Here is a 26189-nt window from a genome sequence, read left to right on the forward strand (position 1 = left end):
GCGCGGTTCACAGCGGCGTACGGCGGACGGACCGTCCCGCCAGGACGTCCGTCCGCCGGCCGTCCTCGATGACGAACCGGCCGTCGACCAGCACGTACGGGATGCCGGCCGGCAACCCGCGGGGCTCGGCGAAGGTGGCGCCGGACGCGACCGTCCCCGGGTCGAACAGCACCAGGTCGGCCCGGTAGCCCTCGCGCACCAGCCCGCGGTCCGGCAGCCGCAGCCGTGCCGCGGGCCGGGAGGTGAGGTGGGCGACGCACTCCTCCAGCGTCAGCACCCCCAGCTCCCGCACGTAGTGGCCGAGGTAGTGCGGGAAGGTGCCGTACGCGCGCGGGTGCGGCTTGCTGCCCCGCAGGATGCCGTCGGAGCCGCCGGTGTGCGCGCGGTGCCGCATGATCGCGCGGACGTTCTCCTCGTGGCCGACGTGCTGGAGGATGGTCGTCCCGAGCCGGTCCCCGACCAGCAGCCGGTGCGCCGTGGCCCACGGCGTCTCGCCGCGCAGCCGCGCCGCCTGCCGGACCGTACGGCCCACGACGTCGGCCAGGCCCGGATCGGTCACTCCGGAGATCTCGACCGTCTCCCACTCCACCGGCACGCCGTGGCAGCCGTCCGAGCCGGTGACCTCCAGGTCGTGCCGGATCCGCTCGGCCGTCGCCGGGTCGGTGAGCCGGGCCAGGATCTCCTCCGGGCCGCCCTCGCTCGCCCAGCTCGGCAGCAGCGCGGCCAGCGTGGTGCAGCCGGGGGTGTAGGGATAGGTGTCCAGGGTGATGTCCGCGCCCGCGTCCAGGGCCCGGTCGAGCAGGGCGAGCAGGTCCGGGGCCCGGCCCTTGTTCACACCGAAGTTCATCGTCGCGTGCGCGAGGTGCAGCGGGCAGCCCGCCTCCCGGGCCAGGCCGACCATCTCGGCGTACGCCTCCAGGGCGCCGGCGCCGTAGGAGCGGTGGTGCGGGCAGTAGTAGCCGCCGTAGGACGCCACCACGCGGCACAGCTCGGTCAGTTCGGCGTTCCCGGCGTACATCCCGGGCGTGTACGTCAGCCCCGAGGACAGCCCGACCGCGCCCTGTTCCAGCCCCTCGGCCACCAACCGCCGCATCCGGTCCAGCTCTTCGCCGGTCGCCTCGCGGTCCTCCCAGCCGACGACGAGCGCCCGGACCGTGCCCTGCGGGATCAGGTAGGCCGCGTTCACGGCGATGCCCCGGTCCAGCCGGTCCAGGTACTCGCCGACGCTCCGCCAGTCGAAGTCGACGTCCTCGCCGTAACCGTTCCAGCCGGTGATCGCCCGGCGCACCTCCTCCAGCGTGCGGTCGTCCACCGGGGCGTACGACAGCCCGTCCTGGCCCAGCACCTCCAGCGTGACGCCCTGCGCCGCCTTCGCGCTGTGGTCGGGGTCGCGCAGCAGGGCCAGGTCGGAGTGGGCGTGCATGTCGATGAAGCCGGGGGAGAGGACCAGGCCCTCCGCGTCGATCTCCCGCATGGCGCCAGGGCGCTGGCAGCCCGCCGCGGCGGCCTCCTTGACGATCGAGACGATCCGGCCGGCGTCGATCACGACATCGGCGCGGTACGCGTCCGCCCCGCTGCCGTCGACGACGTCGGCGTCCCGGATGACCAGGTCCTCCACGCGGGCCTCCTAGAAGAACGTACGGATGTAGTCGACGACCGTGCCGTCCGCCTCGGCCACCGGGATCAGCTGCCACTTGTCGAAGGACGTGCACGGGTGGGACAGGCCGAAGCCGATCCAGTCACCGACCGCCAGGTCCGCCTCCGGGTCCGTGCGCAGCCAGGCGTGCTGGTCGGAGAGCCCGGTCACGGTGATGCCGGTGGCCGGGCGCTCCTCGCCGTTCCGGCGTACCACCTGGGCGGCGGGCAGGTCCAGGTCGTAGGCCGCGTCGCGCTTGCCCGCGTCGGCGAAGGCCTGCTCGGGCGTCGGCCGGGAGACGACCTGTGCCCACAGCCGGAAGGCGGGCTCCAGGGCGCCCTCCTCGGGCACCCGGCCGAACGGGGTGAGCCTGCGGTAGTGCCCGTCGTCGTGCGAGACGTACGCGCCCGAGCGCAGCAACTTCAGCACGGGCCGCGACAGTTCGGGAATCCCGGCGAAGACGTCGGCGACGGCGTCGAACCAGGCGCTGCCGCCCGCGCTCACCACGATCTCCCCGGCCTCGTCGAACCGCCCGTCCTTGTCGAGGCCGGCGGCCAGCGCCACCAGCCGCAGCAGATACGCCCGCACGCGCTCCGGGTCGGCCCCCGGCACCTCGCCCTCGTACCCCGCCACGCCGACCAGGCGCAGGGTCGGTACGGCGGCGACGGCCGCGGCGACGGCCGCGCACTCCGCCTCCGTGCGCACGCCCGTCCGGGCCCCCTCGCCCGCGCCCAGCTCGATCACGACGTCCACCGGACGGGCCGCGCCAGCGAGGGCCGCGTCCATCAGCTCCACCCCGCGCACCGAGTCGACGTAACAGACGAACCGGAACTCCGGGTCGGCGGCCAGCTCGCCGGCGATCCAGCGCAGGGCGGGCGCGCCCACCAGCTCGTTGGCGAGGAAGACCCGCTGGACGCCGAACGCGCGGGCCACCCGCACCTGGTGCGGCACCGCGAGCGTGATCCCCCAGGCGCCGTGCTCGATCTGCCGGTGGAAGAGCTGCGGGGCCATGGAGGTCTTGCCGTGCGGGGCGAAGGCGAGACCGTGCCGGGCGGTGTACGCCTCCATCAGCGCGAGGTTGTGCTCCAGGCGCTCGGCGGACAGCGCGAGGACGGGGGTGGTGAAGCCGTCGCCGTCCCGGAAGAGGTTGCGGCGCTGGGCGGCCAGCTCGGCGACGGTCAGGCCGTCGGCGTCCGGGGGCAGGCCCTTGAAGCGGTGGTCGACGCGTTCCTCGGCCAGGCGGGTGAGCGCTTCGATGCCCATGGAGCCCCTCTCATGCGTTGCAAATACTGCAACGACCATTGCGTCTTGTGCTTACAGGTGTCTAGCATCTCGCCGAACACCGGGTCAACGGATCCGCCGGCCGGGCGATCGACAGGAGTCATCATCAACGACACTGCTTACGCCTCGGCTGTTGCGCACCCGCGGACCGTCCTGGACGTGGATGTGGTGGCGCTCGGTGAGTCCATGGTCACCTTCCTGCCCAGCCGCCCGGGCCGCCTCGCCGACGTCCCCTCCTTCGACCGGGGCATCGGCGGCGCCGAGTCCAACGTCGCCTGCGCCCTGGCCGCGTTCGGGCACACGGCACGCTGGGTCAGCCGCGTCGGCGCGGACGGCTTCGGCGACCACCTGCTGGAGCGGATCGCCGGGTACGGCGTCGACGTCACCGCCGTGCACCGCGACCCCGGCCGGCCCACGGGCGTCTACTTCCGCACCGCCGGGGACCGGGGAACGGGCGCGCACGAGGTGGCGTACTACCGGGCCGGCTCGGCGGCTTCGGCGATGTCCGTGACCAACGTGGACCTCACGGCGGCCCGCGCGGCCCGCGTCCTGCACCTGACCGGCATCACGGCCGCGCTGTCGCGGGAGTGCCGGGAGCTGCTGCACGAGCTGACGGCCCCCGTCCCGGGCCGCCCGCTGGTGTCCTTCGACGTGAACCACCGGCCGGGGCTGTGGCGGGACGGCGAGGACACCCGGCTCCTGCTGGACCTGGCCCGGCGCGCGGACATCGTGTTCGTCGGCGCGGACGAGGCGGAACAGGCATGGGGCGTCACGGGCGGCCCCGAGGCGGTCCGCAGGCTGCTGCCCGAGCCGGCGGCGCTGGTCGTGAAGCAAGGGGCACGGGGTGCGACGGCGTTCGCGCGGCCGCTCCCCGCGGACGGCCGTACCGCGCCGGCGGCGGACGTCCCGGACGACGGCGGCGCCCCGTCGGCGCCCGGCCGCGCGGCCGGCCCCCGGCCCGGTGCCACCCCGCCCGTCTTCGTACCCGCCCTCCGCACGGCCGTCGTGGCGACCACCGGCGCCGGAGACGCCTTCGCCGCCGGCTTCCTCTCGGCGACCCTGCGGGGGCTGACCGTCAAGGACCGGCTCCGCTACGGCCACCTCTTCGCCGCCGCCGCCCTCACCACCCCCGGTGACCTGGCCGCACCCCCCGCCCGCGGCCACGCCGACCGCCTCGCCGCCCTGGACGACGACGCATGGGGGAGACTTCGACTCGGCCCCGGCTGGACGCAGGCCGAGCAGGCCGAACAGGAGGCGAACACCCCATGAGTCAGACCGTCGACCGCGCCCTGAGCATCCTGCCGCTGCTCGCCGAGGGCCCCGCCGACCTCGGCCAGGTCGCCGACCGCCTCGGCGTGCACAAGTCCACGGCCCTGCGCCTCCTGCGCACCCTGCACGAACACGGCCTGGTCTACCGCCAGTCCGACCAGCGCTACCGCCTCGGCGCCCGCCTCTTCGCCCTCGCACAGGAGGCGATGGAGAACCTCGACATCCGCGAGATCGCCCACCCCCACCTCGCACGGCTGAACGAACAGTGCGGCCACACCGTGCACCTCGCCGTCTACGAGGAGAACGAGGTGCTGTACATCGACAAGGTCGACAGCCGCTACCCGGTCCGCATGTACTCGCGGATCGGCAAGCCCGTCGCCATCACCGTCGCCGCCGTGGCCAAGCTGCTCCTCGCCGACCTGCCCCAAGCCGAGCGCCGCGCCCTCGCCGAGCGGCTCGACTACCCCCTGTACACGGCCCGTTCGACGCCCCACGCCGAGGCCTTCCTGAAGGAGCTGGCCACGGTGCGCGAACAGGGCTGGGCCACCGACCTCGGTGGCCACGAGGAGTCCATCAACTGCGTCGGCGCCCCCATCCGCGGCGCCGACGGCCGGGTGGTCGCCGCCATGTCGGTGTCCGCGCCGAACGTGGTCGTCACCGCCGAGGAACTCCTCACCCTGCTCCCGCTGGTGCGCCGTACGGCGGACGCGATCAGCGGCGAGTACTCCGGACGCACCCCAGTGAAGGACCGCACCGCATGACCGACAAGATCGCCCTCACCCCGAAGACCCACACCACCCCGCCCGCGAAGTTCTCGCACGGCGTGCGCAAGGGCAACATCCTCCAGGTCGCCGGCCAGGTCGGCTTCCTGCCCGCCGAGGAGGGCAAGCCCCCGACACCGGCCGGCCCCTCGCTGCGCGAGCAGACCCTCCAGACCCTCGCCAACGTCAAGGCCATTCTGGAGGAGGGCGGCGCCGGCTGGGACGACGTGATGATGATCCGCGTCTACCTCACCGACGTGGACCACTTCGCCGAGATGAACGAGATCTACAACGCCTACTTCGAGGAGCAGGGCCTCACCCAGCCGCCCGCCGCCCGCACGACGGTCTACGTCGGTCTGCCGGCCGGCCTCCTCATCGAGATCGACGCCCTCGCCGTCCTCGGCTGACGTCCCCTCACCCCCCGCACCCCTCGCACTTCCCGCACGTCCGGTACGGCACGGCACCCCACGGGGCGCCGTGCCGCGCTCCTCCCTGCCCGAAAGCAGTATGCATTTACGTAGAGGACCCCCGTATGTCCCATCCGCTCGCCGCCCCCGCTCCCGCCGCACCACCCCACACCGGAGGTCTGCTCCTCCTCGTCGACGGCACGGCCGGACTGCTCACGGTCGCCGCCGTGGGCATCGCCCTGCTCCTCTTCCTGATCATCAAGGTCAGGCTCCAGCCGTTCGTCGCCCTGCTCGCCGTCTCCATAGCCGTCGGCCTGCTGGCCGGCCTGTCGGTCACCGAACTCTTCGGCACGGTCCAGCGCTCGGACGCGGTGTCCACCATCGAGTCCGGCATGGGCGGCATCCTCGGCCACGTCGCGATCATCATCGGCCTCGGCACCATGCTCGGCGCCGTCCTGGAGGTCAGCGGCGGCGCGGAGGTGCTGGCCTCGCGTCTGCTCGCCCTGTTCGGCGAGCGCCGGGCCCCCCTCGCGATGGGCCTGACCGGCCTCATCTTCGGCATCCCGGTCTTCTTCGACGTCGGCATCTTCGTCCTCGCGCCGATCGTCTACGCCGCCGCCAAGCGAAGCGGCAAATCCATTCTCCTGTACTGCCTGCCCCTGCTGGCCGGCCTGTCGATGACCCACGCCTTCCTGCCCCCGCACCCCGGCCCGGTGGCCGCCGCCGGCCTGCTCCACGTCGACCTCGGCTGGGTCATCCTCATGGGCGTCGTCTGCGGCATCCCCGCCGTGCTGGCCGCCTGGGCGTACGCCGCGTGGATCGGCCACCGCCTCTTCGTCGCCGTTCCGCAGGACATGGTGGAGGCGGCGGCGGAGGCCAGGCAGGCCGTCCTCCAGGAGCAGCGCGCCTCGGGTGCCCGGCCGCGCGAGGAGCCGGTGCCGCTGGGCACGGTCCTCGCCATCATCGGTACGCCGCTGATCCTGATCCTCGCCGCCACCTTCTCCTCGATCGCCCTCGACCCCTCCACCGGCCGCTCGGTCGTCGAGTTCTTCGGCCACCCCTTCGTCGCCCTGACGATCGCCCTCCTCCTCGCCTACTACCTGCTCGGCATCCGCCGCGGCTGGTCCCGCAAGTCCCTGGAGACGGTCTCCACGGCCTCCCTGAAGCCGATCGGCAACATCCTGCTGGTCGTCGGCGCGGGCGGCGTCTTCGGCGCCGTACTGAAGGCGAGCGGGGTGGCGCAGGCGCTGTCGGACACGTTCCACGACGTGGGCCTGCCCGTGATCGTCCTGTCCTACCTGATCTCGCTCGTGCTGCGGGTCGCCCAGGGCTCGGCGACGGTCGCGATCGTCACGACGGCGGGCATCGTGGCGCCCCTGCTGTCCGAGGGTCACCACTCGCAGGCCTTCGTCGCCCTCGTCATCATGGCCATCTCGGCGGGCTCCATCTTCGCCTCGCACGTCAACGACGGCGGATTCTGGATGGTGGCCAAGTACTTCGGCATCAGCGAACGGGACACGCTGCGCACCTGGACGGTCCTGGAATCGGTGCTGTCTCTCGCGGGGTTCGTGGTGGCGGCGGTGGTCAGCGTGTTCGTGAGCTGACTGGTTCCGGCACAGGGAAGTCGTCCATACTGCCGCCGTGGAGCAGCGCATAGGATCGAGCAGCGAGCCGACCGAGGCAGCGGAGCCGTCGAAGGCGGAACTTTCGAAGGCGGAGCTTTCGAAGGCCGGGCCGTCGAAGGCCGAACCCGTGAAGGTGGAGCCCGTGCTGGGCGCCGGTTTCGACCCGGCCTTCGTCCCGGGGATCACGGGTCCGGCGCCGGCGGACGGGGTGACGAAGTCGCCGGAGCCGGCGTCCGGGGCCGCACCGGTGGAGGACTCGGCACAGCCGGTGTCCTCCGGCCCGGTCTCCTCCGAACAGGCGTCCCCTGAACGGGTGGACGCCGGTGAGGCGGACGCCGGGACGGTCGCCGACGCGGACACGGACGCGGAGGACGAGGCCGACGGCCCGGTCTTCGAGGCGGCCGACCGCCGGGCGCGGATAGTGGCCGACCGCAAGGGCGTCCGCCTCAGCCTGGACGAGGAGGCCTGCGAGTTCCGCTGGGACGAGATCGCGGCGGTGGAGACGGAGTCGCCCCGCTTCGGCAAGCGCTTCACGATCACCGTGCACACCCCTGACCGCCGCTGGTACCCGATCGAGATCGAGGCGGCGGCCAGGGCGCGCTTCAAGGAGTGGGACGAGCAGCTGGACGCGGTGCTCGACGCCTACTTCGAGGAGGCGTGACCTAACCGCAGTACTGGGCGGCCTTGCCGATCGACCGGTACATGCAGTCGGCGTTCTCCAGCAGCTGCAACACGGCGTCCCTGTTCCGGGAGGTCTCCCGCTCGATGACTTCGTCGGGCGGGTAGAACCCGCCTCCGGAACTGGACGTCGGGTACATCTCGAAGGTGTAGTCGAAGATCTTGTGCACGCCCCAGAGGTAGTCGTCGATGGACCCGTCGGTGATGTACAGGTCGCTGGACTGCTCCGCCGTGTACCCGTTGCTGGCGGCCATCTTCTGCCCCACGGCCTTGAACGCGGCGGCGTCGTCCGCGGTCATGCCGGTGGCGGTGTCGTTGTACGTCCACCCGAACGGCCACAGCACCAGCTCGCTGTAGGTGTGGAAGTCGATGCCGGCCTTGATCTGCTGCTTGCCGCCGACGACCCGGCCGCGCACGAAGTCGGAGACGACCTTCACCTCGGGGGCGGACTCGGCGGCGGACCCGCGGTAGGTCTCGGAGGACGCCGACCCCGACGACCCGCCGCAGCAGCCCCACTTGTAGTTCCAGTTCCGGTTCAGGTCCGTACCGACGGACGAGGAACCGGAGTTGGGCTGCCGGTTCTTCCGCCATGACCGGTACGAACCGCTGGCGATGTCGTACTCGCCGCCGTCCGGATTCAGGTCGGGGATGATCCAGATCTCCCGGCTGTCGACGATGTTCGTGATCCGGGAGTCGGACCCGTACCCCGCGCCGAGTTCGCGCAGCAGGTACAGCGCCATCTCCACGGTCAGGTGCTCCCGCGCGTGCTGGTGGGCGGTGAACAGGACTTCCGGCTCGTCCTCGTCGGTGCCGACGTTGTCGCTGACCTTGATGGCGACGATGTCCCGCCCCTGGTACGACTTGCCGATCACCCGCTTGCTCATGATGCCCGGGTAGGCGGCCAGCCGCTGGTCGATCTCGGCGTTCATCTCGGCGTAGTTGTGGTACTTCGCGTCGGCGGTGGGGAAGTCGTAGAGCCGCGCCCCGGACCGCTGCGGCGCGTTCCCCAACGGCTGTACGTCGTACCCTAGTTCCCGCAGCCTGCGGATCTGCGCGGGCCGCCCGGAGACGACGACGCTCTCCTCGTCGGCCTCGTCGACGGTGACGCCGGCCGCCTGGATGGCCGTGCGGGTCACGGGCGTCGTGCGCTGCTGGATCTCGTACTGCCGGATGTCGTCACCGGTGGGCTCGACCTTCCGGACACCGTCGGCGCGGGCGGCCTGTCCGACGGTGGCCGAGACGGGGGCGGCGAGCGCGAGGGCCAGCAGCGCGCCGAGAGCGGCGGTACGTCTGCTGCCACGCGCGCCGGAGCCGCGGATGCGAAGTCGCATGAACTCTCCTTGTGGGGTGGAGGTGGGGTGTTCCCGTGCGACGTGCGGACGAACCGACGGGGGCCTTCGGTCGGGCTCCCTGTGAGTTCGCTGTGCGGGTTGGCGCTCATGGTGAGGGGTTGGCATGATCAGGTCAAGTACGGGCGGACGGAACGACCGGAAACGGCGGGGCGGTGCGGACGCGCCTCTCAGCCCCCGTACGGGCCAGCCTTCAGCGCTTCGACGAAGGCGACGAAGGCGCGGGCGGGGAGGGTGAGGGTGGCTCGGCTGGGGGCCTTGGAGTCGCGGATGGATATGTGGGTGCGGCGGTTGCGGACCTCTACGCAGGCATCCCCCTGGCCGCCTCCGGAGAAGGACGGCTTCTGCCAGGTGCCCGGGGTCAACATGTTCACAGCTCCTTCGCCAGCCTGTGGATGAAGTCACGCGACCGGCCCGGGTCGAGTGACGCCGCCTCCACCCTACGGAAGAGCGTTCGATAGCGGCTGAGCTGAGCTTCGGCGTCGATGAAAACAGGTCCGCCGGGGCCGTCCCGGACGACCGTGTCCAGCCTGGGCACGGGGCCGCCCGCGTACACCATGGCGCTGCCGGCTCCACCGAAGTCGTCCAGGTCGAAGGGGATGACGCGTACGGTCACGTGGTCGGCCTCGGAGAGTTCCAGAACGCGGACGAGTTGAGCCCGTGCCGCGCTCCGGTCTCCCACTCTGATGCGCAGCGCCGCCTCGTGGACCAACGCCTCGTACGGGACGGGATCTGGGCGCTCGATGACGGCCCTGCGCCTCATCCGGTGTTCCACCCAACGTTCCACGTCACTGCCCGGGAACTCGGGGTTCACGTAGGCGAAGAGCGCGCGGGCGTATTCCGGTGTCTGGAGGAGGCCCGGGACGTGCAGGAACTCCACGTCCCAGCGGTAGCTCGCGTGGTGCTCCAGCTCGGGCAGGTCCATGAACGGCGTCGGCAGCCGGCCCCGGTACTCCTCCCACCAGCCGTGCGTCCTGTCGGTGGCCATCGCGACCAAGGCGTCGATCAACGGGGCGTCCGTACAGGAGTACTGAGCCGCGAGCCGCCGTACACGCTCCTCGCTCACTCCGGCGGTACCGGCCTCGATCTGACTCATCTGGGCCGCGTCCGTTCCGAGCAGCGCAGCCGCCTCGCGCCCCTTCAGTCCCGCCGCTTCACGCAGTTTCCGCAGCTCGGCGCCAAGGCGCACTTGCCGTGCGGTGGGCTGCTGCCTACGCGGCATGGCTCCCTCCCTCGCCTCCAGTGCCCTGAGGCAGTGCCTCGTTCGAGGGCAGATTACGGCAACGACTTGCGGCGTCCCAAAATGTGGCCGTACCGTCAGTGACACACCGTACACACTGCGGAAGCGCACCGCGCCGTCCTGCCACGACGGCCGCGGCACTGCCACCGCGCGCGGAAACCCCACTCACCGACCGGAGTTGATGACGCATGCCCGAGAACGCCCCCTGGGACTACACGCTCTACATCCCCAACGACCCCAGAGCGGTCACCGTCTGCCGCCGCACCCTTCGGGTGATCCTGACGCTGCACGGGCTGGCGGGGTTGGTGGAGACGGCGGAACTCCTCGCGACGGAGCTGGTGTCGAACGCCGTACGGCACACCAAGGGCCCGGCCGCGCTGCGGGTACGGCGCTCTCCGCAGGGCCTGGTGTGGATCGGGGCGTGGGACACGGACCCGGCGCCGCCGGAGCCGCCGGTGCCGTTGGAGCAGGCGCTGCACTCGGAGGAGGGGCGGGGGCTGGGCCTGGTGACGTCCTGCGCCCAGGACTGGGGGTGGCAGCCGTCGGCGCGGTTCGGGGACCGGGGGAAGTACGTGTGGTGCGAACTCGCGGCGGCCTGACTCGTTGATCACGTCGTATGAAAGGAGAGCTGATGGTCGGCTCGTCGCATGAGGCGCTGCACCGGATCTTCCAGAAGGATCCGGCGTTGCTGACGCGGGCGTTACAGCGGGTGCTGGACGTGCCGTTCCCGGAGCCGCGGGAGATCGCGGCGCTGAACGTGGACCTGACGGAGATCGAACCGGTCGAGCGCCGGGTGGACACGTTGCTGCGGGCGGAGACGGACCAGGGCACGTATCTGCTGGTGGTGGAGTCGCAGGGGAAGGCGGACGAGCGCAAGCGGGGCAGCTGGCCGTACTACCTGTCGTACCTGTACGAGAAGTACCGGTGCGAGCCGGTGCTGATCGTGATCACGCAGAGCAGTGCTACGGCGAAATGGGCCTCGCGTCCGATCCGGTTCGGGTTCCGGGGGTGGGACTCGCTCACGGTACGTCCGCTGGTGCTGGGGCCGGACAACGTGCCGGTGATCGAGGATGAGCGGCAGGCGGAGCGGGACGTCCCCTTGCGGTGCTCTCGGCGATGACACACGGGCGTGGGCCGCGGGCGGCGGCCATACTGGAATCCCTGGCAGCCGCCCTGCGGACCATCGACCCCGACAGTGCCGCGGTCTTCGTGCAGTTCGTCGACTCATGCCTGGCCGACCCCCAGGCGAAGCAGATGTGGAGGGATCTGATGACGGCGATCCAGTACTTCTGGCGACACCCTCTGGCCGAACAGGTGCGCGAGGAGGGTCGGGAACAGGGCCTGGAGGAGGGACGGGCCCAGGCCAGGGCCGAGATGGTGCTGCACATCCTGGAATGGCGAGGCGTCCCCGTGCCCGAAGCCGTCCGCGAACGGGTGAACGCCTGCACGGATCTCGACCAGCTGGAGACCTGGGCCCAGCGAGCCGTGCACGCGGCGGACGCCACGGAGCTGTTCACCGGGGGGTGAGCACGTGACCCGGAACAGCGGTGGCCCCCCCAGCCCGGCACCTCGGGCTCCACCGGTGCCGTCGGTTCATACTCCGTTGGTGTACGCCGTGAGTTTCGAGATGAAGGCGACTTCAGCGATGGCGCTGAGCTGCATCGTGGACGACGACACATCGAGGATGACCCCGCCCTCTTCGTGCAGGGATACGTCTGCGATCACATCAGTTCCAAAGCCCTCAAGAGTGAGCGATCGAAGCCCGCTGAACGAAATCTCGATCTGGACGGTGTTGAATCCCTGTGCATTCCATTTTTTCGGCGGCTGTTCAGGATACCGGGGAAGGTCCAGGCGCAGCTTCAGGGTAGGCCCATTCTGATGCAGGACCACCTCGCGTACCTGCACCCCGATCAGATCTGGGGCGCTCCTCCCCTGGTAAATAGCGTCAATGCCTTGTGAGGAATGCAGAAATGATGTCCATGACATGTCCCCCATCTTCAGCCATGGACGGGATCATGCCCGACGGCACGCAAGACGGCGCCCGGACCGAAAGGCCCGGGCGCCGGGTTGGGGCGGGGTCAGGTCACGGGAGGGCGTGGACGTGGGGGCCGACCGTGTTCGACCACGCGTTGCCCGCCGTCGCGTCCCAGTTCGTGGACCAGGTCATCGCGCCCCGGAGCGCGGGGTACGTCTTGGACGGCTTGAAGGTGCCGCAGTTCGTGGCCGCCGTGAGGCAGTCCAGGGCGTTGTCGACCACCGCCGGGGAGACGTAGCCGCTGCCCGCCGCGCGGGTGGAGGCGGGGACGCCGAGGCCGACCTGGGACGGGGAGAGGCCGCCCTCAAGCTGGATGCAGGCGAGCGCCGTCAGGAAGTCGACTGTGCCCTGGCTGTAGACCTTGCCGTCGCAGCCCAGCATGGAACCGCTGTTGTAGTACTGGGTGTTGACGACCGTCAGGATGTCCTTGATGTTCAGGGCCGTCTGGAAGTACGCGTTCGACGTGGACTGCATGTCGATCGTCTGGGGGGCCATCGTGATGATCAGCGAGGAGCCCGCCTTCGACGACAGGGCGCGCAGCGCCTGCGTCATGTAGGTCGCGTTGAGGCCGTTCTCCAGGTCGATGTCGACGCCGTCGAAGCCGTACGTCTGCATCAGGGAGTAGACCGAGTTGGCGAAGTTGGACGCCGAGGCCGCGTCGTTGACCGACACCGAGCCCTTCTCGCCGCCGACCGAGACGATGACCTTCTTGCCGGCGGCCTGCTTGGCCTTGATGTCGGCCTTGAACTGGTCGACGGTGTAGCCGTTCAGGCCGGCCGAGTCCAGGGTGAAGGAGACGGCTCCCGGGGTCGACGTGGCGTCGGCGAAGGCCACCGCGATGATGTCGTAGGACGACGGGACGTCCGAGAGCTTCTGGACCGTGGCGCCGTTGTTGAAGTTCTGCCAGTAGCCGGTCACCGCGTGCTTGGGCAGGGAGCCGCCGCCCCCGCCACCGGAGGCCGTCGTGCCCGTCACCGTGGCCGACTTGGCCGACTCGCCGGCCGCGTTGGCCGCCGTGACCTGGAAGGAGTACGACGTGGCCGCCGTGAGCCCGGTCACCGTCGCCGACGTGCCGGTCACGGCCGTGACCTTCGTGCCGTTGCGGTACACGTTGTAGCCGGTCGCGCCCGACACCGCCGACCAGGACAGGGAGACCGAGGAGGACGTCGTGCCGGTCACGGAGAGGCCGGCCGGGGCCGCCGGGACCGTCGGGGCCGGGTCGCCGCCTCCGCCGCCGTCGGGGCCGTAGACCGAGATGTCGTCGGCGTAGTAGGCCGCCTGGCCGTACCAGCCGTGGGTGTAGACCGTGACCGAGGTCGTCGAGGCGCCGGTGGTGAAGGTCGTCGACAGCTGCTTCCAGGACGCCGAGTCGGGGGTCCACGTCGAGACGTCCGTCGTGCCGGTGCCCGTCACGCCCAGGTAGGAGTAGCCGCCCTGGACCCACGCGCTCAGCGTGTACGTCGAGTTGGGCTTGACCGTGACCGACTGGGTGCACTGGGCGTTGTCCTGGCCGGCCGGGGTGGCCTTCAGGGCCGCGGTGCCGCCGTGCACCGGGGACGTGACCGTCGTGCCGCTGCCGGCCGTGCACGTCCAGTTGGCCAGGCCCGACTCGAAGCCCGCGTTCTTCACGTTGTTGACGTCCGCGGCGGACGCGGGGCCGGCCGTGGCGAGGCCCGCGACCGAGAGGGCCAGGGCGGTGGCGGCGGACCATGCCGCGAGCCGGCGTCCGCGTGGTCTGGGTATGCCTGGAGCGCGGTCCACTGGAGCCTCCGTGGGGAGTGGGCGGGGAAGGGAGGAGAGGGGGCGGTGGCCACCGCTTGCGCCCTTAAGTTGGTCCAGACCAATCCGGGTGTCAAGAGGTCCAGACCAAAACCGTCTCCGCACGGTGACTCAACCTGTCCGGGTTTGGCGGGACTTGCTCCGGGACAGTTCCACACCGGCTTCACCAACGCTGTTCTCCGGCCATACACCCGTGGATACAGTGCTCAGGTAGTCACGCAATGAAGTCGTCCTGGCACTGGAGTGACACCGGTCGGCCGGGCGGGTGGGAAGAGCGGGGAGCTGCGCGTGCCAACTGCCATTGCCGTGACCAGTGCCGACATGGCGCTGCCGGCGCAGGACGAGCGGACCGTGCCCGCCGTCGTGCTGGCCGGCCTCGGAGACAAGCCGCTGGACCAGGCCCTCACCGAACTCAACGCCCTCACCGAGCAGTACGGCTATGTGGTCGTCGTCTGCTCACAGGCCACCCCGGAGCCGGTCGTACGCCGGCTCCACACCCTGCGCTCGCTGCTGGAGAGCGACCGCATCGCCCTGTTCCGGCCGGAGCTGCCGCCGCTCGGCATCGCCGTCCTGGCCCGGCAGCTGCGCCAGCTCGCCTCCTGCGACCTGAGCCCCGGTGTGCTCGCCTCCGCCGGCCGGCTGCTCACCCACTACATCCACGCCGGCGCCGTCCTCGGCTCCGTCGCCAAGCTGGACCGGGTCCCGGTCGGCCTCAAGGCGCACGCCCGGTCCTGGATGCCGGGCAGCCAGTTCGCCGTCCTCGCGCACCCCGAGCCCCAGCTCGTCAAGGTGACCCCCGACGCCGCGCTCAAGGGACCCGAGTTCAGCACCTGGATGCTGGTCGCGAAGGGCCAGCTGCAGAGCGACTGGGCCGCCGGGCTCGGCACGCGGTGGGGCGTGCACGGGCTGCGCGAGACCCCGCTGCCCGCCGAGTCCCCGGTGTGGTGGGGAACCGGCCGCATGGTCGAGTTCTGCGGCTACCTCGCCGACCTGTCCGTCCTCTACCAGCTGGTCACCTCCGTACGGCAGACCAGCTGTCACTGGTGCGGCCTGGACGTCATCGGCGACCGCTGCGTCTTCTGCTCCGCCACCCCGCCCGTGTATGAGCCACCCCGCGCCCTGGAACAGCGAACGCCCGCCTGACCTGCGCGAACCTGACCCGTCCCGCTCGACCGATTCCCCCAATGAGGTTGCACGGTCCATGAACTCCCGTCAGCGCCGCGGCGTGATACTCCTGATCCTGTCGGTCCTGTGCGCGCTGGGCGCGTTCGCCGGCGTGCTCTCCGTCATCCACGACGCGAACTCCAAGGTCGGGCCCGAGGTCGCCGCCTACCGGGTCAGGTCCGAGGTGAAGCCGTACACCGCACTGGACACGGGCCAGTTCGAGAAGATCGAGATGCCGAAGCGGTGGCTGTCCGGCAACGCCGTCACCGATCTCCGGCAGATCCGCGGCAAGATCGCCGTGACCACCCTGCACGCCGGCTCCCTGCTCCAGACCGACATGATCGTGGACCGGCCCGCCCTCCAGCCCGGCCAGCAGGAGGTCGCCATCATGATCGACGCGGCGACCGGGGTGGCCGGCAAGATCACCCCCGGGTCGCGGGTCAACGTCTACGCCACCTTCGAGGGGAAGAAGGAGGGCGACCCCGACCAGTCGAAGATCATCGTGACCAACGCCCGCGTCATCGACGTCGGCCGGATCACCGCCCTCGAACCCGACCGCGACAAGGACCGGCAGGCCACCGAGGCCGTCCCCATCACCTTCGCGCTGTCCACCATCGACGCCCAGCGCGTCACCTACGCCGAGTCCTTCGCCCAGCGCGTCCGGCTCGCGCTCGTGGCCCCCGGCAGCGAGACCGGCGTCCCCGACAAGGACCGCACCTACGAACTCGCGACGGACAAGTGAGAGGCGGCCATGCCCACCAGGATCCTCCCGGCCGGCGCGGACCCGGACGCCGTCCGCTCCCTCACCACCCTGCTCAGCCAGCTCCCCGACGCCGAGCCGCAGCCCCCGGTGACCGACTCCACCCAGCTGGTCGACGCCCTCGCCCGGCTCGCCGCCGAGTCGGTCGACGAACTGCCCGAGGTCGTGGTCGTCCACGAACGGATCGGCCCGGTCCCGGCCCTGGAACTGATCCGCGAGGTCGCCCTGCGCTTCCCGGCCGTCGGCGTCATCCTCGTCACCACCGACGCGAGCCCCGGCCTGTTCGCCGCCGCCATGGACTCCGGCGCCCGCGGCCTGGTCGCGCTCCCACTGTCGTACGAGGAACTCGCCAACCGCGTGCAGGCCGTCGCCCAGTGGTCGACGGGCGTACGGCGGCACCTCGGGCACGGCGCCGAGACGCTCGCCGGGGCCGGCGGCACCGTCGTCACGGTCAGCGGCGCCAAGGGAGGCGTGGGCGCCACACTGACCGCCATCCAGCTCGCCCTCGCCGCCCAGGCATCCGGCCGCGCCACCGTCCTGGTCGACCTCGACCTCCAGACCGGCGACGTCGCCTCCTACCTGGACATCCAGTTCCGCCGCTCGGTGGCCGACCTGGCCGGCATCACCGACATCTCGCCCCGCGTCCTCGCCGACGCCGTCTTCCGCCACGACACCGGGCTCGCCCTGCTCCTCGCCCCCGGCGAGGGCGAACGCGGCGAGGAGGTCACCGACCGCGCCACCCGCCAGCTCGTCAGCGCCCTGCGCTCGCGCTACGAGGTCGTCGTCCTCGACTGCGGGGCCCAGCTCGGCGGGGCCGGCGCGGCGGCCGTCGAGATGGCCGACACCGCGCTGCTGGTCACCACCCCGGACGTCATCGCCGTACGCGCCGCCAAACGGACCGTGCGGATGTGGGACCGGCTCCAGATCCGCAAGGCCGAGGAGACGACCGTGGTCGTCAACCGGCACTCGCGCCACACGGAGATCCAGCCCGCGCTCGTACAGCGCATCACCGGGACGGCGCTGGCGCGTACGGCCGTCCCCGCCAACTTCAAGGAGCTGCAAGGGGTCGTGGACGCCGGACGGGTCCACGAACTCGACGCCAGGAGCACGGTCAAGCAGGCGCTGTGGGCGCTCGCGGGCGAGCTGGGACTGGTGAAGGCCGCGGAAGGGGCCTCCCACCGGGGAAGCGGACGCGGCTCCGTGAGCCTGCGGCGGCGGAAGGAGTGAGCCCCTGATGACAAGGCCGGACCGGGACCGGGGACAGGTGAGCGTCGAGCTGCTGGGCATGACCCCGCTGATCGTGCTGACGCTGGTGCTCATGTGGCAGGCCGTACTGGTGGGGTACGCCTTCACGCTCGCGGGGAATGCTGCGGACGAGGGCGTGCGGGCAGGGACGGCGGCACCTCCGGGGGAGCGGTTCGGGGTGTGTGAACAGGCGGCACTGAAGCACCTGTCGGGGGCATGGCGGGAGGGCGCCGGCGTGGAGCACTGCGGTGGCACCGGCTACGTGACGGCCGACGTGGCCGTCAAGGTCCCCGTCCTCTTCCCGGGCTTCATCGACTTCCCCGTCACCGTCCACGGCCACGCCGGAGCCGTCGAGGAGGCGAAGCACTGACATGCCGTACCGCCGCCCGGGACGCGACCGGGGACAAGTGGCCATCGAATACCTGGGGTTCGTCCCCGTCCTGCTCATCGTCGGGCTGGCCGGGATCCAGCTCGGCGCCGTCGCCTACGCGGCCGAGCAGGCCGGTACGGCGGCCAGAGCGGGGGCGCGGGCGGCCTCGCTGGACCAGTCGTACGCCCAGGCGTGCGCCGACGCGGTGAGCGGCGGACTGACGGTGTCCTGCTCGGCCGCCGCGGGAGGCGACTCGGTCACCGTCACCGCGACCGTCCACATCCCCACCGTCGTCTGGGACCTCGGCTCCGCCACCAAGTCCGCCACCATGCCGCTCGACCACTGACCGAGGAGAGGCGACCCCATGAGTCTGCGGTCACGCATCAGCACCCCGGAGGAGCACGGCAGCCGGGGTGAGGACGGGCACCTGGTCGCCTCCTACCGGGCCAAGCTGCTGGAGGAGATCGACCTCGCGGAGATGAGCTCGCTGGCCGCCGCCGAACGCCGGGCGCGGCTGGAGCGGGTGCTCGGGCACATCATCAGCCGCGAGGGCCCGGTGCTGTCGACGGTCGAGCGCTCCCAGCTGATCCGCCGGGTCGTGGACGAGGCGCTGGGCCTCGGCATCCTGGAGCCCCTGCTGGAGGACGCGTCGATCACGGAGATCATGGTCAACGGGCCGGACGCCGTCTTCGTCGAGCGCGGCGGCCGGGTGGAACAGCTCCCCCTGCGCTTCGTCTCCGCCGACCAGCTCATGCAGACCATCGAGCGGATCGTGTCGACCGTGAACCGCCGCGTGGACGAGTCGAACCCGATGGTGGACGCCCGCCTGCCCTCCGGCGAGCGGGTCAACGTCATCATCCCGCCGCTCTCCCTGACCGGCCCCATCCTCACCATCCGCCGCTTCCCGCGCTCCTTCACCCTCCAGGAGCTGATCGGGTTCGGCTCGCTGGACGAGCAGATGGTGTACCTGCTGGCGGGCCTGGTGCAGGCGAAGTTCAACATCATCGTCTCCGGCGCGACCGGCACCGGCAAGACCACCCTGCTCAACGCCCTGTCCGGGCTGATCCCGCCGCACGAGCGCATCATCACCATCGAGGACTCCGCCGAACTCCAGCTCCAGCAGAGCCACGTGGTCCGCCTGGAGTCACGCCCGCCGAACGTGGAGGGCAAGGGGCAGATCACCATCCGGGACCTGGTCCGCAACTCCCTGCGGATGCGCCCCGACCGGATCGTGGTCGGCGAGGTCCGCGGCGGGGAGTCCCTCGACATGCTCCAGGCGATGTCCACCGGCCACGACGGCTCGCTGGCGACCGTGCACGCCAACAGCGCCGAGGACGCGCTGACCCGGTTGCAGACCCTGGCCTCCATGTCCGACGTCGAGGTGCCCTTCGTCGCCCTGCACGACCAGATCAACAGCGCGGTCGACGTCATCGTCCAGCTCACCCGGTTCGCCGACGGCGCCCGCCGGATCACCGAGATCGCGCTGCTCGACAGCCACGGCGGGGAACCGTACCGGCTGGCGACCGTGGCGCGCTTCGACGCGCGGCCCATGACCCCGGACGGCCGCGTGTACGGCGAGTTCCGGTACTTCCCGCTGCCCCGCCGCACCGCCGACCGCCTCTACATGGCGAGCCAGCCCGTCCCGCAGGCCTTCGGCGTCGCCCGCTCCGCCGACCAGCTCGCCACCCGAGAAGCCAGGTAGGACTTACGGACCATGGAACTGCACACCCTCGTCCAGCTCACCACCGGCGTGACGCTGCTGACCTGCGTCCTGGCGGTGGCCGGCGTGCACGCCTACGCCTCCGGCCGGGCCCGGCGCGCCGCCCTCGTGGACCGGCTCGCGCACACCGGCGCGCCACCCCCGGCCGGCCGCACACGCCGCTTCCGCGACCTGGACCGGCGGCTGCGCCGCACCCGCCTCGGCCGCTGGCTGGAGCGGCGCCTGGCGGCCACCGGCCTGGACGTCACACCGGGGGAGTTCTTCGCGGCCATGCTCGCGACGGTGGCCGCGCTGTGGCTGATCGGCCAGGCCACCCTCGCCCCGTTCTTCGGGCCGCTCGCGGGCCTGCTGGGCATCTGGGCCGCGGTGCAGTTCCTCAACTGGCAGCGGCAGAAACGCATCGAACGCTTCATCAACCAACTCCCCGAACTGGCCCGCATCCTGGCCAACGCCACCCAGGCCGGACTCGCCCTGCGCACCGCGATCGGCATGGCGGCGGAGGAGCTGGAGGCACCGGCCGGCGAGGAACTGGCCAAGGTCGCCGACCAGCTGGCCGTCGGCCACTCCCTGGACGACGCCCTCGGCGAGCTGGCCGACCGCCTCCCCTCCCGCGAACTGGTCGTCCTCGTCACCACGCTGGTCCTGTCCAACCGGGCGGGCGGCCAGGTGGTCTCCGCCCTGCGGAACCTCACCGAGACCCTGGAGGAGCGCAAGGAGACCCGGCGTGAGATACGCACCCAGCTCTCCCAGGTGACCATGACGTCGTACGCCGTGCCCGTCCTCGGGATCGGCGCGTTGTTCCTGATGAACGGCGTCAAGGACGGCGCGCTCGACCGCATGACCGGCTCACCGGTCGGCCAGGCGTGCGTGATCATCGCGTTCGCCATGTACGCCGTCGGCTTCGTCCTCATCCGCCGGATGAGCCGGATCGACGTCTGAGGGAGGTGACCCGATGGCATACCTGCTCGCCCTGCTGATGGGCCTCGGCGTCTGGGGCGTCTTCGCCGGCATCCGCATGTACCGCGCGGACGCCCGCCTCCCCGGCGACCTCGCCGTCGCCCTGGAGGTCGGCGCCACCCGCACCGGCGCGGTCGGCTCGGTCATCGACCGCATGGGCATGCGCTACGCCCCGGCCGTGCTGCGCCTGATGGGCCCGCGCCTGGTGGCCAGGTACCGCCGCAAGATCGACCTCGCGGGCAACCCCGGCGGCCTGACCATCGACCGCTACGCGGCCCGCCGCGCGGTCTACGGCGCCCTCGGCGGCGTGGGCTTCCTGGTGTTCCTCCTGCGCGGCCAGTGGTTCGTGGCCGTCCTGCTGCTCCTGTTCGGCGCGTTCTGGACGGAGGTCGGCCTCTGGTCGGCGATCCGGGTCCGCAAGGACGTCATCGAACGCACCCTGCCGGACTTCCTGGACGTCCTCGCCGTGGTGGTCAGCGCGGGGCTCGGCTTCCGGCAGGCCCTGGACCGGGTCGCCTCCCGCTACGAGGGCCCGTGGGCCGACGAACTGCGCATCACCCTGCGCCAGATGGACCTCGGCATGAGCCGCCGCGAGGCCTTCGCGGAGCTGCGGCGGCGCAACGACTCCGAGCAGGTGGCCATGTTCGTCACGGCCTTGCAGCAGGGCGAGGAGCTGGGGGCGCCCATCGTGGACACACTGGTCTCCCTGGCCAAGGACATGCGCCGCACCGACGCCCAGAACGCCCGCCGCAAGGCCGCCCGGGCGGTGCCGAAGGCCACGCTGATGATCACCACGTTCATGGTCCCGGCGACGATGCTCCTGCTGGGCGCGGGCCTGCTCCTCGGCTCCGGCGTGGACTTCGGCTCGCTCACGGGGGAGTGACGACGGCCGTGACGGTGACGGGTTCGACGGTGCTGAGGTGGCGTACGGGCCGGGGCGTACACGCGGGCGTGACCCGCGCCGGGGCGTGGCTACGGGCGGCCGGGGCGAAGCGGGAGCCGGGGGCGGCCGGGGCGGAGCGGGAGCCTGCGGCGGCCGGGGCGGAGAGGGGTGCGGGGGCGGCCGGGGCGGGGTGGGATGCGGGTGTGGCCGGGTTGCAGCCGGACCCTGCGGCGGCCGGGGCGGCGCGGGAGCCGGGGGCGGCCGGGGCGGAGCGGGGTGCGGGGGCGGCCGGGCTCAGGCAGGAGCCAGGGGCCGCCGGTGCCGAGGCGGAGGCCCCAGCGCACCCGACGGCGGCGGGGACGGTGCCGGTGACGGCGGCGCCCCCGGCCGAGCCCTCCGAGAAGCTCCAGATCCGCGCCCTCCAGGCCCTGTGCCGCCAGGTCTTCGGCTTCCGTCTGGCGATGATCGTCCTGTCGGCCCCCGCCGCCCTCCTCAACGCGGCCCCCGGCCTGGGCGCCCGCCTGGTCGGCGCGGCCGTGGTCGTCACCTTCATGGTGTCCTACGTCCTCTTCCGCGACTGGGAACGCTTCGGCCCCCTCCTGCTGCGCCACCCCAGCCTCCTGGCCGCCGACACCCTATTCGGCTCCTTCCTCCTGATCTCCGCCGGCCCGGACACCACCCTCGCCTACGTCAGCGTCTGCACCCCGCTCCTGGCCGGCCTGGTCTACGGCTGGCGCGGCGCCGCCTGCTTCGCCTCGCTCCAGTCCCTGATCCTGCTCCTGGTCCACGCCACGCTGAAGGCCGACCGCCACGCGCCGGTGGCGGAGGCGCTCCTCCTCCCCGGCCTCTGCGTCATCGCCGGTGCCATGGGCTCCACCCTGCGCAACCTGATGCTCCGCTTCGGCACCGCGACCCAGGCCCTGACGACGGTCCAGGCCCGCCTCGCGGCGGCGGAGGCGGTGAGCGCGGAACGCGCCCGGCTCGCCCGCGAGATGCACGACTCCCTGGCCAAGACCCTGTACGGCGTGGCCCTCGCGGCGGACGGCCTGGCGGCCACGGCGTCGTCCGGGACCCCCGATCCGGCCCGCATCAGGGAACAGGCGGAACTGGTGTCCCGCTCGGCGCGCAGGGCGGCGGCGGAGTCCCGGGAGCTGCTGACGGACCTGCGCCGGGACCAGCCGGACACGCCGGAGCGGACCGCGCTGTGGCAGGAACTCGCACACCGCGCGACGGACTTCACGAGGCGCACGGGCTTACGGGTCACGTGCGGCTGGGGAGGGCATGAGGAGGCCGGCCTCCCCGTGCTCCCGGACCCCCTGGCCCGCCACGTCCTCGCCATCGTCACCGAGGCGCTGGAGAACGCCCACCGGCACGCGTCCGCGACCCGCGTGGACCTACGGGCCGCGGTCGACGGCCACCTGCTCCGGGTCACGGTCCACGACGACGGCAGGGGCCTCCCGCCGGGCACCACACTCGAAGAACTCCGCCGTTCGGGTCACTTCGGCCTGCTCGGCATGGTCGAGCGGGCAGCGCAGGCCGGTGCCCGGATCCGCATCGGAAGGGGCACCCACGCACGAGGCACGGAGGTCCGCCTGGAGGTCCCCCTGCCGGCACCGCCACCCGTGTCCCGACAGGCCTGAGAGGAGGCCCATGCGCCCCCGACGACCACCACAGCCCCTCCCGCCGCCGGCGCCCGCGTCCCCGCCGCTGCGGCTGCTGGTCGCCGACGACAACCCCGTCGTCCGCGCCGGTCTGACGGCCCTGCTGTCGGCCCACCAGGACACCACGGTGGTGGCGGAGGCGAGGGACGGGCGGGAGGCGTACGAGGAGGCGGTCCGGCACCGGCCGGACGTCATCCTCCTCGACGTCCGCATGCCCGGACTCGACGGAATCTCGGCGTTGCCCCACCTGGTGGGGCTGGCCCCCGTCATGATGCTCACCTACAGCCACGAGACGGAGACCGTGCGGGAGGCGCTGCGGCTGGGGGCGGGGGGATATCTGGTGCACGGCGAGTTCACCACGGAGCAGTTGGTGAGGGCGGTACGGGATGTACGGGAAGGCCGTCCGCATGTGACGCCGGGGGCGGCGAGGGCGTTGCTGGAAGGGTTGCGGGGGGATGCACCTGCACACACCCCCGCCCAATTCCCGCCCGCCGAGCCACCTTTATCCCCCATGCCTCTTTCGCATGTGCAACCACCTGTGGGACAGTCGTTCCGGTCACGGTTCCGGCTGAGCAGCAGGGAGGCGGAGATCATGGACCTCATCGCGTCCGGCATGACCAACCAGCAGATCGCCGCGGCCTGCTTCATCAGCGAGAAGACGGTCAAGAACCACATCAACCGCATCTTCGCCAAGCTCCACAGCACCACGAGGTCCCAGGCGACGGCGAAGTGGCTGGGGGTGGCGTGACATGCCCCGAGAGCAACGAACCCGTCCTGCTGAATGGGCCTGGGGTTGGGCCCTGGGGCCCTCTGACTGGTGCTGCTCGGAGCTTTACGTTTCCGGAATCCGAAGCGAAGCCGGAGGGGAGCGTCATGAGCGACTGGATGCTGAAGTTGATGGTGGCGATGCAGCGCCGCACCGACGACAGGGGGCAGACCGCCGTCGAGTACCTCGGGATCATCGCGGTGGTGGTGGCGATCGTGCTGGCGGTTACGGGGACCAGCATCGGATCGGCGATCCTCGACAAGATCATGGCGCAGATCAACAAAATCGTGTGAGGCGCCTCCGCCGTTACGGCGATGCCGGGCAGGCCTTCCCCATCTACATCACGGTGGTGGCGGGCCTGCTCTTTCTTGCGTTCGCCTACCTTGCCGTGGGGCAGGCGGCAGTGAACCGTGGCGGCGCTCAGACAGCCGCTGACGCGGCTGTGCTGGCTGCCGCCCAGAACGGGCGCGACCAACTCGCGGCCGCGTGGGTCACCGATCTGCTCGACCCGGGCAAGTGGGAGGACGTCTTCCACGGCGAGACGCCGGTCGACAACCCCTGTGCGCGTGCGGAGCAACTCGCGGCGCAGAATGATGCCACGCTGAATGACTGCAACTGGCAGCTTCTGCGGTACACGGTCGATGTCGAAACGAAGAAGTCAGTCGGAGATTCCGTCGTCCCCGGCACGGAGGACATCCATTCCAAAGCCGACGCCACGGCCGTGATCGAACCACGCTGCACGTTCGACCCTCCCGAGGAGGCCGCCAGGGGCGATGAGCTGCCCCCGCTCGACTGTGACGGGAAGACCTGGAATCTGGACCCGAACGATGAAGCCACTCTGCCCGCGCCGGAGGATCTGTTCGACGTCCACCTGGCCGATGGACAAGCCCACGACGATTGATGAGGAAGCGGAGCGATGAGCATGCGGTTCACTGCGAAGGCCCGCAGGGGGATGGTCGCGCTGACCGTTGCTGCTGGGCTGGCCGTTACCGTTGCCGGTTGCGGCGGCGGAGGGAACGACGACAAGAAGCCGGAGACCTCTGCGTCGGCCTCCAAGACCGATGGCTCCCAGCCGAGCGCTCAAGAGGGGCAGTCAGAAGCACCTTTGGCAGAGCTCAAAGGACAGGACGGCCTTCTCCTGCAGGTCACCTCCGCACAGCGGGATTCCGGTGGATTCGTCACTGTGAACGGCAACCTGAAGAACGACGGTGCGCAGTCGGTGGTCATTCCGTCTGCCCTTCGCGGGGACGAGACTGAGATCGTTCAGCATGGGACATCTCTTGGGGGTGCCACCCTCGTGGACGCCAACGGAAAGAAGCGGTACTACGTGCTGCGCGACACGGACGGGCGACCTCTCACCACGACTGGTCTATCAACTATCCAGTCAGGTCAGACCATCCCAGTCTTCATGCAATTCCCCTCCCCACCCCCGAACACCACCGAGGTGACCCTCCAACTGCCCACCTTCGCCAGCGCTTCCGTCAAGATCTCCGGGTGAGGCCCAAGTGATCACCGCGTCCCGGATCTCCCTCACGGCCGCCGCTCTGCTGTTCGTCGTGACCCTGCCCCCCACCCCCGCGCGCGCGAACGACACCGGCCCCAGTGAACCCCCCGGTACCGAACCCTCCGCCGCCGCCCCCGTGAAGGTCGACCCCACGGATCCGGATCTGAAGCTTCCGGAAGGGGCCACGCTGGCCGAGGCCAAGGTGTTGGACATCAAGTCGGTCGTGGAGGACCAGAGCGGTGACGAGCGGCGTGAGGACACCAACGCCGACGTGACCTTCGCCCTCCAGGCCGAGGTCCTGTTCGGCAAGGACAGCGCCAAGCTCGGCGCGGAGGCGAAGGCCCGTATCGCCGGCATCGCCGAGGAGATCAGGAAGCAGAACGCGACCCAGGTCCGCGTCTTCGGCTTCACCGACAACCTCGGCTCCTCCGCCCACGGCGACATCCTCTCCAAGCAGCGCGCCAACGCCGTACAGGCCGTACTGGACCAGGACCTGAACACCCCGTCCATCACCTTCGACGTCCGCGGCTACGGCGAGCAGTACCCGATCGCCGACAACTCCACCGAGGCCGGCCGCAAGAAGAACCGCCGGGTGGAGGTGTCCTTCCCCCGCACCCAGCAGTGAGACAGCACCCCGGCTAGCCTGGGTCCACCCCCGGGTCCACCCCCACGTCCCATCCCACGTCCACCTCCACCCGTGCTCCCGGCCGCAGCCCCCACCCCGCCATCGCCCCCGCCCCCGCCTCCAGCACGTGCCGTGCCCGCAGGCGCGGCAGGCCCAGGCGGCCGGGGCGCATCGTGCGGACGGCGAGGACGGTCAGCCGGCGGTCCAGGTAAGCGACGTCGATGGGGATCTGCATCCCGAACGTGTGCACCCCGCTGGCCGGCGACAGCAGCAGCGCCCCGTCGACCGCGTCCCGGCCCAGGAGGCCCTTCGTACGCGCCCGGTAGGAGGCCGCGATCTCCAGGGGGACACAGACGACGGAATGCCCTCCTCCGGAGACGGGGGCGGAGCCCGCCCGCACGATCAGCCGTCCCCGCCCGTCCCGCCAGCGCCGCCCCATGCCCCGACCTCCCACGCCCGGTCATCCGTGTCGTC

28 protein-coding genes and 1 pseudogene are annotated in these 26189 nt (G+C 71.3%); 21 read left to right on the plus strand and 8 right to left on the minus strand.

The window, feature by feature from the left end; all coding sequences use genetic code 11:
* Positions 1-7 precede the first annotated feature (7 nt).
* Both AB0947_RS04575 and AB0947_RS04580 read right to left on the minus strand, forming a co-directional pair.
* The gene (locus tag AB0947_RS04575; RefSeq protein ID WP_366748759.1) at positions 8-1618 is read right to left on the minus strand and encodes a D-aminoacylase; all 1611 of its coding nucleotides are present in this window, start codon (positions 1616-1618) and stop codon (positions 8-10) included.
* 9 nt (positions 1619-1627) lie between these two features.
* On the minus strand, positions 1628-2899 hold the full coding sequence (locus tag AB0947_RS04580) for an amino acid deaminase (protein ID WP_366748760.1): 1272 nt from the start codon (positions 2897-2899) through the stop codon (positions 1628-1630).
* Positions 2900-3070: 171 nt separating this feature from the next.
* Between AB0947_RS04580 and AB0947_RS04585 the strand changes: the two genes are divergently transcribed.
* The 5 genes from AB0947_RS04585 (at position 3071) to AB0947_RS04605 (ending at position 7640) form a co-directional block, all read left to right on the plus strand.
* Positions 3071-4186 carry a sugar kinase gene (locus AB0947_RS04585; protein WP_366748808.1) on the plus strand — a complete coding sequence of 372 codons (1116 nt, stop codon included), beginning with the start codon at positions 3071-3073 and terminating at the stop codon, positions 4184-4186.
* Positions 4183-4947: an IclR family transcriptional regulator gene (locus AB0947_RS04590; protein WP_366748761.1), complete on the plus strand. Its 765-nt coding sequence runs from the start codon at positions 4183-4185 to the stop codon at positions 4945-4947. Before AB0947_RS04585 ends, AB0947_RS04590 begins: the two co-directional genes overlap by 4 nt.
* The gene (locus AB0947_RS04595) at positions 4944-5354 is read left to right on the plus strand and encodes a RidA family protein (RefSeq protein WP_030652279.1); all 411 of its coding nucleotides are present in this window, start codon (positions 4944-4946) and stop codon (positions 5352-5354) included. The genes AB0947_RS04590 and AB0947_RS04595 overlap by 4 nt, the downstream gene beginning before the upstream one ends.
* Before the next feature lie 125 nt (positions 5355-5479).
* Positions 5480-6958 (plus strand): gluconate:H+ symporter, encoded by a 1479-nt coding sequence (locus AB0947_RS04600; protein ID WP_366748762.1) that lies wholly within the window; start codon positions 5480-5482, stop codon positions 6956-6958.
* Positions 6959-7106: 148 nt separating this feature from the next.
* Positions 7107-7640 carry a hypothetical protein gene (locus tag AB0947_RS04605; RefSeq protein WP_366748809.1) on the plus strand — a complete coding sequence of 178 codons (534 nt, stop codon included), beginning with the start codon at positions 7107-7109 and terminating at the stop codon, positions 7638-7640.
* A gap of 1 nt (position 7641) precedes the next feature.
* Here the strand turns inward: AB0947_RS04605 and AB0947_RS04610 are convergent, their stop codons facing one another.
* The 3 genes from AB0947_RS04610 to AB0947_RS04620 all read right to left on the minus strand — a co-directional run bounded on the left by AB0947_RS04610 (position 7642) and on the right by AB0947_RS04620 (position 10228).
* Positions 7642-8988, minus strand: a complete 1347-nt coding sequence (locus AB0947_RS04610) for a M14 family metallopeptidase (protein ID WP_366748763.1) — start codon at positions 8986-8988, stop codon at positions 7642-7644.
* A 188-nt stretch (positions 8989-9176) separates the two neighbouring features.
* A complete protein-coding gene (locus tag AB0947_RS04615) occupies positions 9177-9374 on the minus strand; it encodes a DUF397 domain-containing protein (protein WP_366748764.1) in 198 nt (65 codons plus the stop codon).
* Positions 9375-9376: 2 nt separating this feature from the next.
* On the minus strand, positions 9377-10228 hold the full coding sequence (locus tag AB0947_RS04620) for a helix-turn-helix transcriptional regulator (RefSeq protein ID WP_366748765.1): 852 nt from the start codon (positions 10226-10228) through the stop codon (positions 9377-9379).
* Positions 10229-10434: 206 nt separating this feature from the next.
* On the opposite strand from AB0947_RS04620, the gene AB0947_RS04625 reads away from it, so the two are divergent.
* Together AB0947_RS04625 and AB0947_RS04630 are read left to right on the plus strand one after the other, a co-directional pair.
* Entirely contained in the window at positions 10435-10845 is a 411-nt protein-coding gene (locus AB0947_RS04625; RefSeq protein ID WP_366748766.1) for an ATP-binding protein, read from the plus strand.
* 32 nt (positions 10846-10877) lie between these two features.
* A pseudogene (locus AB0947_RS04630) lies at positions 10878-11773 on the plus strand (hypothetical protein).
* A gap of 66 nt (positions 11774-11839) precedes the next feature.
* Here the strand turns inward: AB0947_RS04630 and AB0947_RS04635 are convergent.
* Entirely contained in the window at positions 11840-12232 is a 393-nt protein-coding gene (locus tag AB0947_RS04635) for an Imm50 family immunity protein (RefSeq protein WP_366748767.1), read from the minus strand.
* A gap of 97 nt (positions 12233-12329) precedes the next feature.
* Positions 12330-14042, minus strand: coding sequence for a glycoside hydrolase family 18 protein (locus AB0947_RS04640; RefSeq protein ID WP_366748768.1), 1713 nt, complete (start codon positions 14040-14042; stop codon positions 12330-12332).
* Positions 14043-14381: 339 nt separating this feature from the next.
* Between AB0947_RS04640 and AB0947_RS04645 the strand changes: the two genes are divergently transcribed.
* From AB0947_RS04645 to AB0947_RS04710, 14 genes are all read left to right on the plus strand, one after another.
* Positions 14382-15203 (plus strand): hypothetical protein, encoded by an 822-nt coding sequence (locus AB0947_RS04645; protein WP_366748810.1) that lies wholly within the window; start codon positions 14382-14384, stop codon positions 15201-15203.
* Between the two features lie 58 nt (positions 15204-15261).
* A complete protein-coding gene (gene cpaB / locus AB0947_RS04650; protein WP_366748769.1) occupies positions 15262-15966 on the plus strand; it encodes a Flp pilus assembly protein CpaB in 705 nt (234 codons plus the stop codon).
* Positions 15967-15975: 9 nt separating this feature from the next.
* A complete protein-coding gene (locus AB0947_RS04655) occupies positions 15976-17211 on the plus strand; it encodes an AAA family ATPase (RefSeq protein WP_366748770.1) in 1236 nt (411 codons plus the stop codon).
* 7 nt (positions 17212-17218) lie between these two features.
* Complete coding sequence (locus tag AB0947_RS04660; protein ID WP_366748771.1) at positions 17219-17599, plus strand: pilus assembly protein; 381 nt, start codon at positions 17219-17221, stop codon at positions 17597-17599.
* Position 17600: 1 nt separating this feature from the next.
* Positions 17601-17945, plus strand: a complete 345-nt coding sequence (locus tag AB0947_RS04665) for a TadE/TadG family type IV pilus assembly protein (RefSeq protein ID WP_366748772.1) — start codon at positions 17601-17603, stop codon at positions 17943-17945.
* Positions 17946-17963: 18 nt separating this feature from the next.
* Positions 17964-19301 carry a CpaF family protein gene (locus AB0947_RS04670; protein WP_366748773.1) on the plus strand — a complete coding sequence of 446 codons (1338 nt, stop codon included), beginning with the start codon at positions 17964-17966 and terminating at the stop codon, positions 19299-19301.
* 12 nt (positions 19302-19313) lie between these two features.
* Positions 19314-20258 carry a type II secretion system F family protein gene (locus tag AB0947_RS04675; protein ID WP_366748774.1) on the plus strand — a complete coding sequence of 315 codons (945 nt, stop codon included), beginning with the start codon at positions 19314-19316 and terminating at the stop codon, positions 20256-20258.
* 13 nt (positions 20259-20271) lie between these two features.
* Positions 20272-21159: a DUF5936 domain-containing protein gene (locus AB0947_RS04680; protein ID WP_366748775.1), complete on the plus strand. Its 888-nt coding sequence runs from the start codon at positions 20272-20274 to the stop codon at positions 21157-21159.
* Positions 21160-21167: 8 nt separating this feature from the next.
* A complete protein-coding gene (locus AB0947_RS04685; protein WP_366748776.1) occupies positions 21168-22799 on the plus strand; it encodes a histidine kinase in 1632 nt (543 codons plus the stop codon).
* A gap of 10 nt (positions 22800-22809) precedes the next feature.
* Positions 22810-23568: a response regulator transcription factor gene (locus AB0947_RS04690; RefSeq protein ID WP_366748777.1), complete on the plus strand. Its 759-nt coding sequence runs from the start codon at positions 22810-22812 to the stop codon at positions 23566-23568.
* A gap of 125 nt (positions 23569-23693) precedes the next feature.
* Positions 23694-23879, plus strand: coding sequence for a hypothetical protein (locus AB0947_RS04695; protein ID WP_366748778.1), 186 nt, complete (start codon positions 23694-23696; stop codon positions 23877-23879).
* Complete coding sequence (locus AB0947_RS04700) at positions 23876-24487, plus strand: pilus assembly protein TadG-related protein (protein ID WP_366748779.1); 612 nt, start codon at positions 23876-23878, stop codon at positions 24485-24487. Before AB0947_RS04695 ends, AB0947_RS04700 begins: the two co-directional genes overlap by 4 nt.
* A 15-nt stretch (positions 24488-24502) precedes the next feature.
* A complete protein-coding gene (locus AB0947_RS04705; protein ID WP_366748780.1) occupies positions 24503-25084 on the plus strand; it encodes a hypothetical protein in 582 nt (193 codons plus the stop codon).
* Between the two features lie 46 nt (positions 25085-25130).
* Positions 25131-25715 (plus strand): OmpA family protein, encoded by a 585-nt coding sequence (locus AB0947_RS04710; RefSeq protein ID WP_366748811.1) that lies wholly within the window; start codon positions 25131-25133, stop codon positions 25713-25715.
* Positions 25716-25728: 13 nt separating this feature from the next.
* On the opposite strand, the gene AB0947_RS04715 is transcribed toward AB0947_RS04710, so the two are convergent.
* Positions 25729-26154, minus strand: a complete 426-nt coding sequence (locus AB0947_RS04715; RefSeq protein WP_366748781.1) for a DUF192 domain-containing protein — start codon at positions 26152-26154, stop codon at positions 25729-25731.
* Positions 26155-26189 lie beyond the last annotated feature (35 nt).

The organism is Streptomyces sp. NPDC047841 (genome assembly GCF_040704085.1).
Lineage (GTDB): Bacteria > Actinomycetota > Actinomycetes > Streptomycetales > Streptomycetaceae > Streptomyces > Streptomyces argyrophylli.

Coding starts and splice junctions, on each gene's coding strand:
- AB0947_RS04705 (WP_366748780.1), top strand. CDS start 24,503: ATGAGCATGCGGTTCACTGCGAAGGCCCGCAGGGGGATGGTCGCGCTG.
- AB0947_RS04615 (WP_366748764.1), bottom strand. CDS start 9,374: ATGTTGACCCCGGGCACCTGGCAGAAGCCGTCCTTCTCCGGAGGCGGC.
- AB0947_RS04620 (WP_366748765.1), bottom strand. CDS start 10,228: ATGCCGCGTAGGCAGCAGCCCACCGCACGGCAAGTGCGCCTTGGCGCC.
- AB0947_RS04670 (WP_366748773.1), top strand. CDS start 17,964: ATGAGTCTGCGGTCACGCATCAGCACCCCGGAGGAGCACGGCAGCCGG.
- AB0947_RS04625 (WP_366748766.1), top strand. CDS start 10,435: ATGCCCGAGAACGCCCCCTGGGACTACACGCTCTACATCCCCAACGAC.
- AB0947_RS04635 (WP_366748767.1), bottom strand. CDS start 12,232: ATGTCATGGACATCATTTCTGCATTCCTCACAAGGCATTGACGCTATT.
- AB0947_RS04645 (WP_366748810.1), top strand. CDS start 14,382: ATGGCGCTGCCGGCGCAGGACGAGCGGACCGTGCCCGCCGTCGTGCTG.
- cpaB (WP_366748769.1), top strand. CDS start 15,262: ATGAACTCCCGTCAGCGCCGCGGCGTGATACTCCTGATCCTGTCGGTC.
- AB0947_RS04595 (WP_030652279.1), top strand. CDS start 4,944: ATGACCGACAAGATCGCCCTCACCCCGAAGACCCACACCACCCCGCCC.
- AB0947_RS04680 (WP_366748775.1), top strand. CDS start 20,272: ATGGCATACCTGCTCGCCCTGCTGATGGGCCTCGGCGTCTGGGGCGTC.
- AB0947_RS04660 (WP_366748771.1), top strand. CDS start 17,219: ATGACAAGGCCGGACCGGGACCGGGGACAGGTGAGCGTCGAGCTGCTG.
- AB0947_RS04690 (WP_366748777.1), top strand. CDS start 22,810: ATGCGCCCCCGACGACCACCACAGCCCCTCCCGCCGCCGGCGCCCGCG.
- AB0947_RS04665 (WP_366748772.1), top strand. CDS start 17,601: ATGCCGTACCGCCGCCCGGGACGCGACCGGGGACAAGTGGCCATCGAA.
- AB0947_RS04675 (WP_366748774.1), top strand. CDS start 19,314: ATGGAACTGCACACCCTCGTCCAGCTCACCACCGGCGTGACGCTGCTG.
- AB0947_RS04590 (WP_366748761.1), top strand. CDS start 4,183: ATGAGTCAGACCGTCGACCGCGCCCTGAGCATCCTGCCGCTGCTCGCC.
- AB0947_RS04610 (WP_366748763.1), bottom strand. CDS start 8,988: ATGCGACTTCGCATCCGCGGCTCCGGCGCGCGTGGCAGCAGACGTACC.
- AB0947_RS04580 (WP_366748760.1), bottom strand. CDS start 2,899: ATGGGCATCGAAGCGCTCACCCGCCTGGCCGAGGAACGCGTCGACCAC.
- AB0947_RS04715 (WP_366748781.1), bottom strand. CDS start 26,154: ATGGGGCGGCGCTGGCGGGACGGGCGGGGACGGCTGATCGTGCGGGCG.
- AB0947_RS04600 (WP_366748762.1), top strand. CDS start 5,480: ATGTCCCATCCGCTCGCCGCCCCCGCTCCCGCCGCACCACCCCACACC.
- AB0947_RS04655 (WP_366748770.1), top strand. CDS start 15,976: ATGCCCACCAGGATCCTCCCGGCCGGCGCGGACCCGGACGCCGTCCGC.
- AB0947_RS04695 (WP_366748778.1), top strand. CDS start 23,694: ATGAGCGACTGGATGCTGAAGTTGATGGTGGCGATGCAGCGCCGCACC.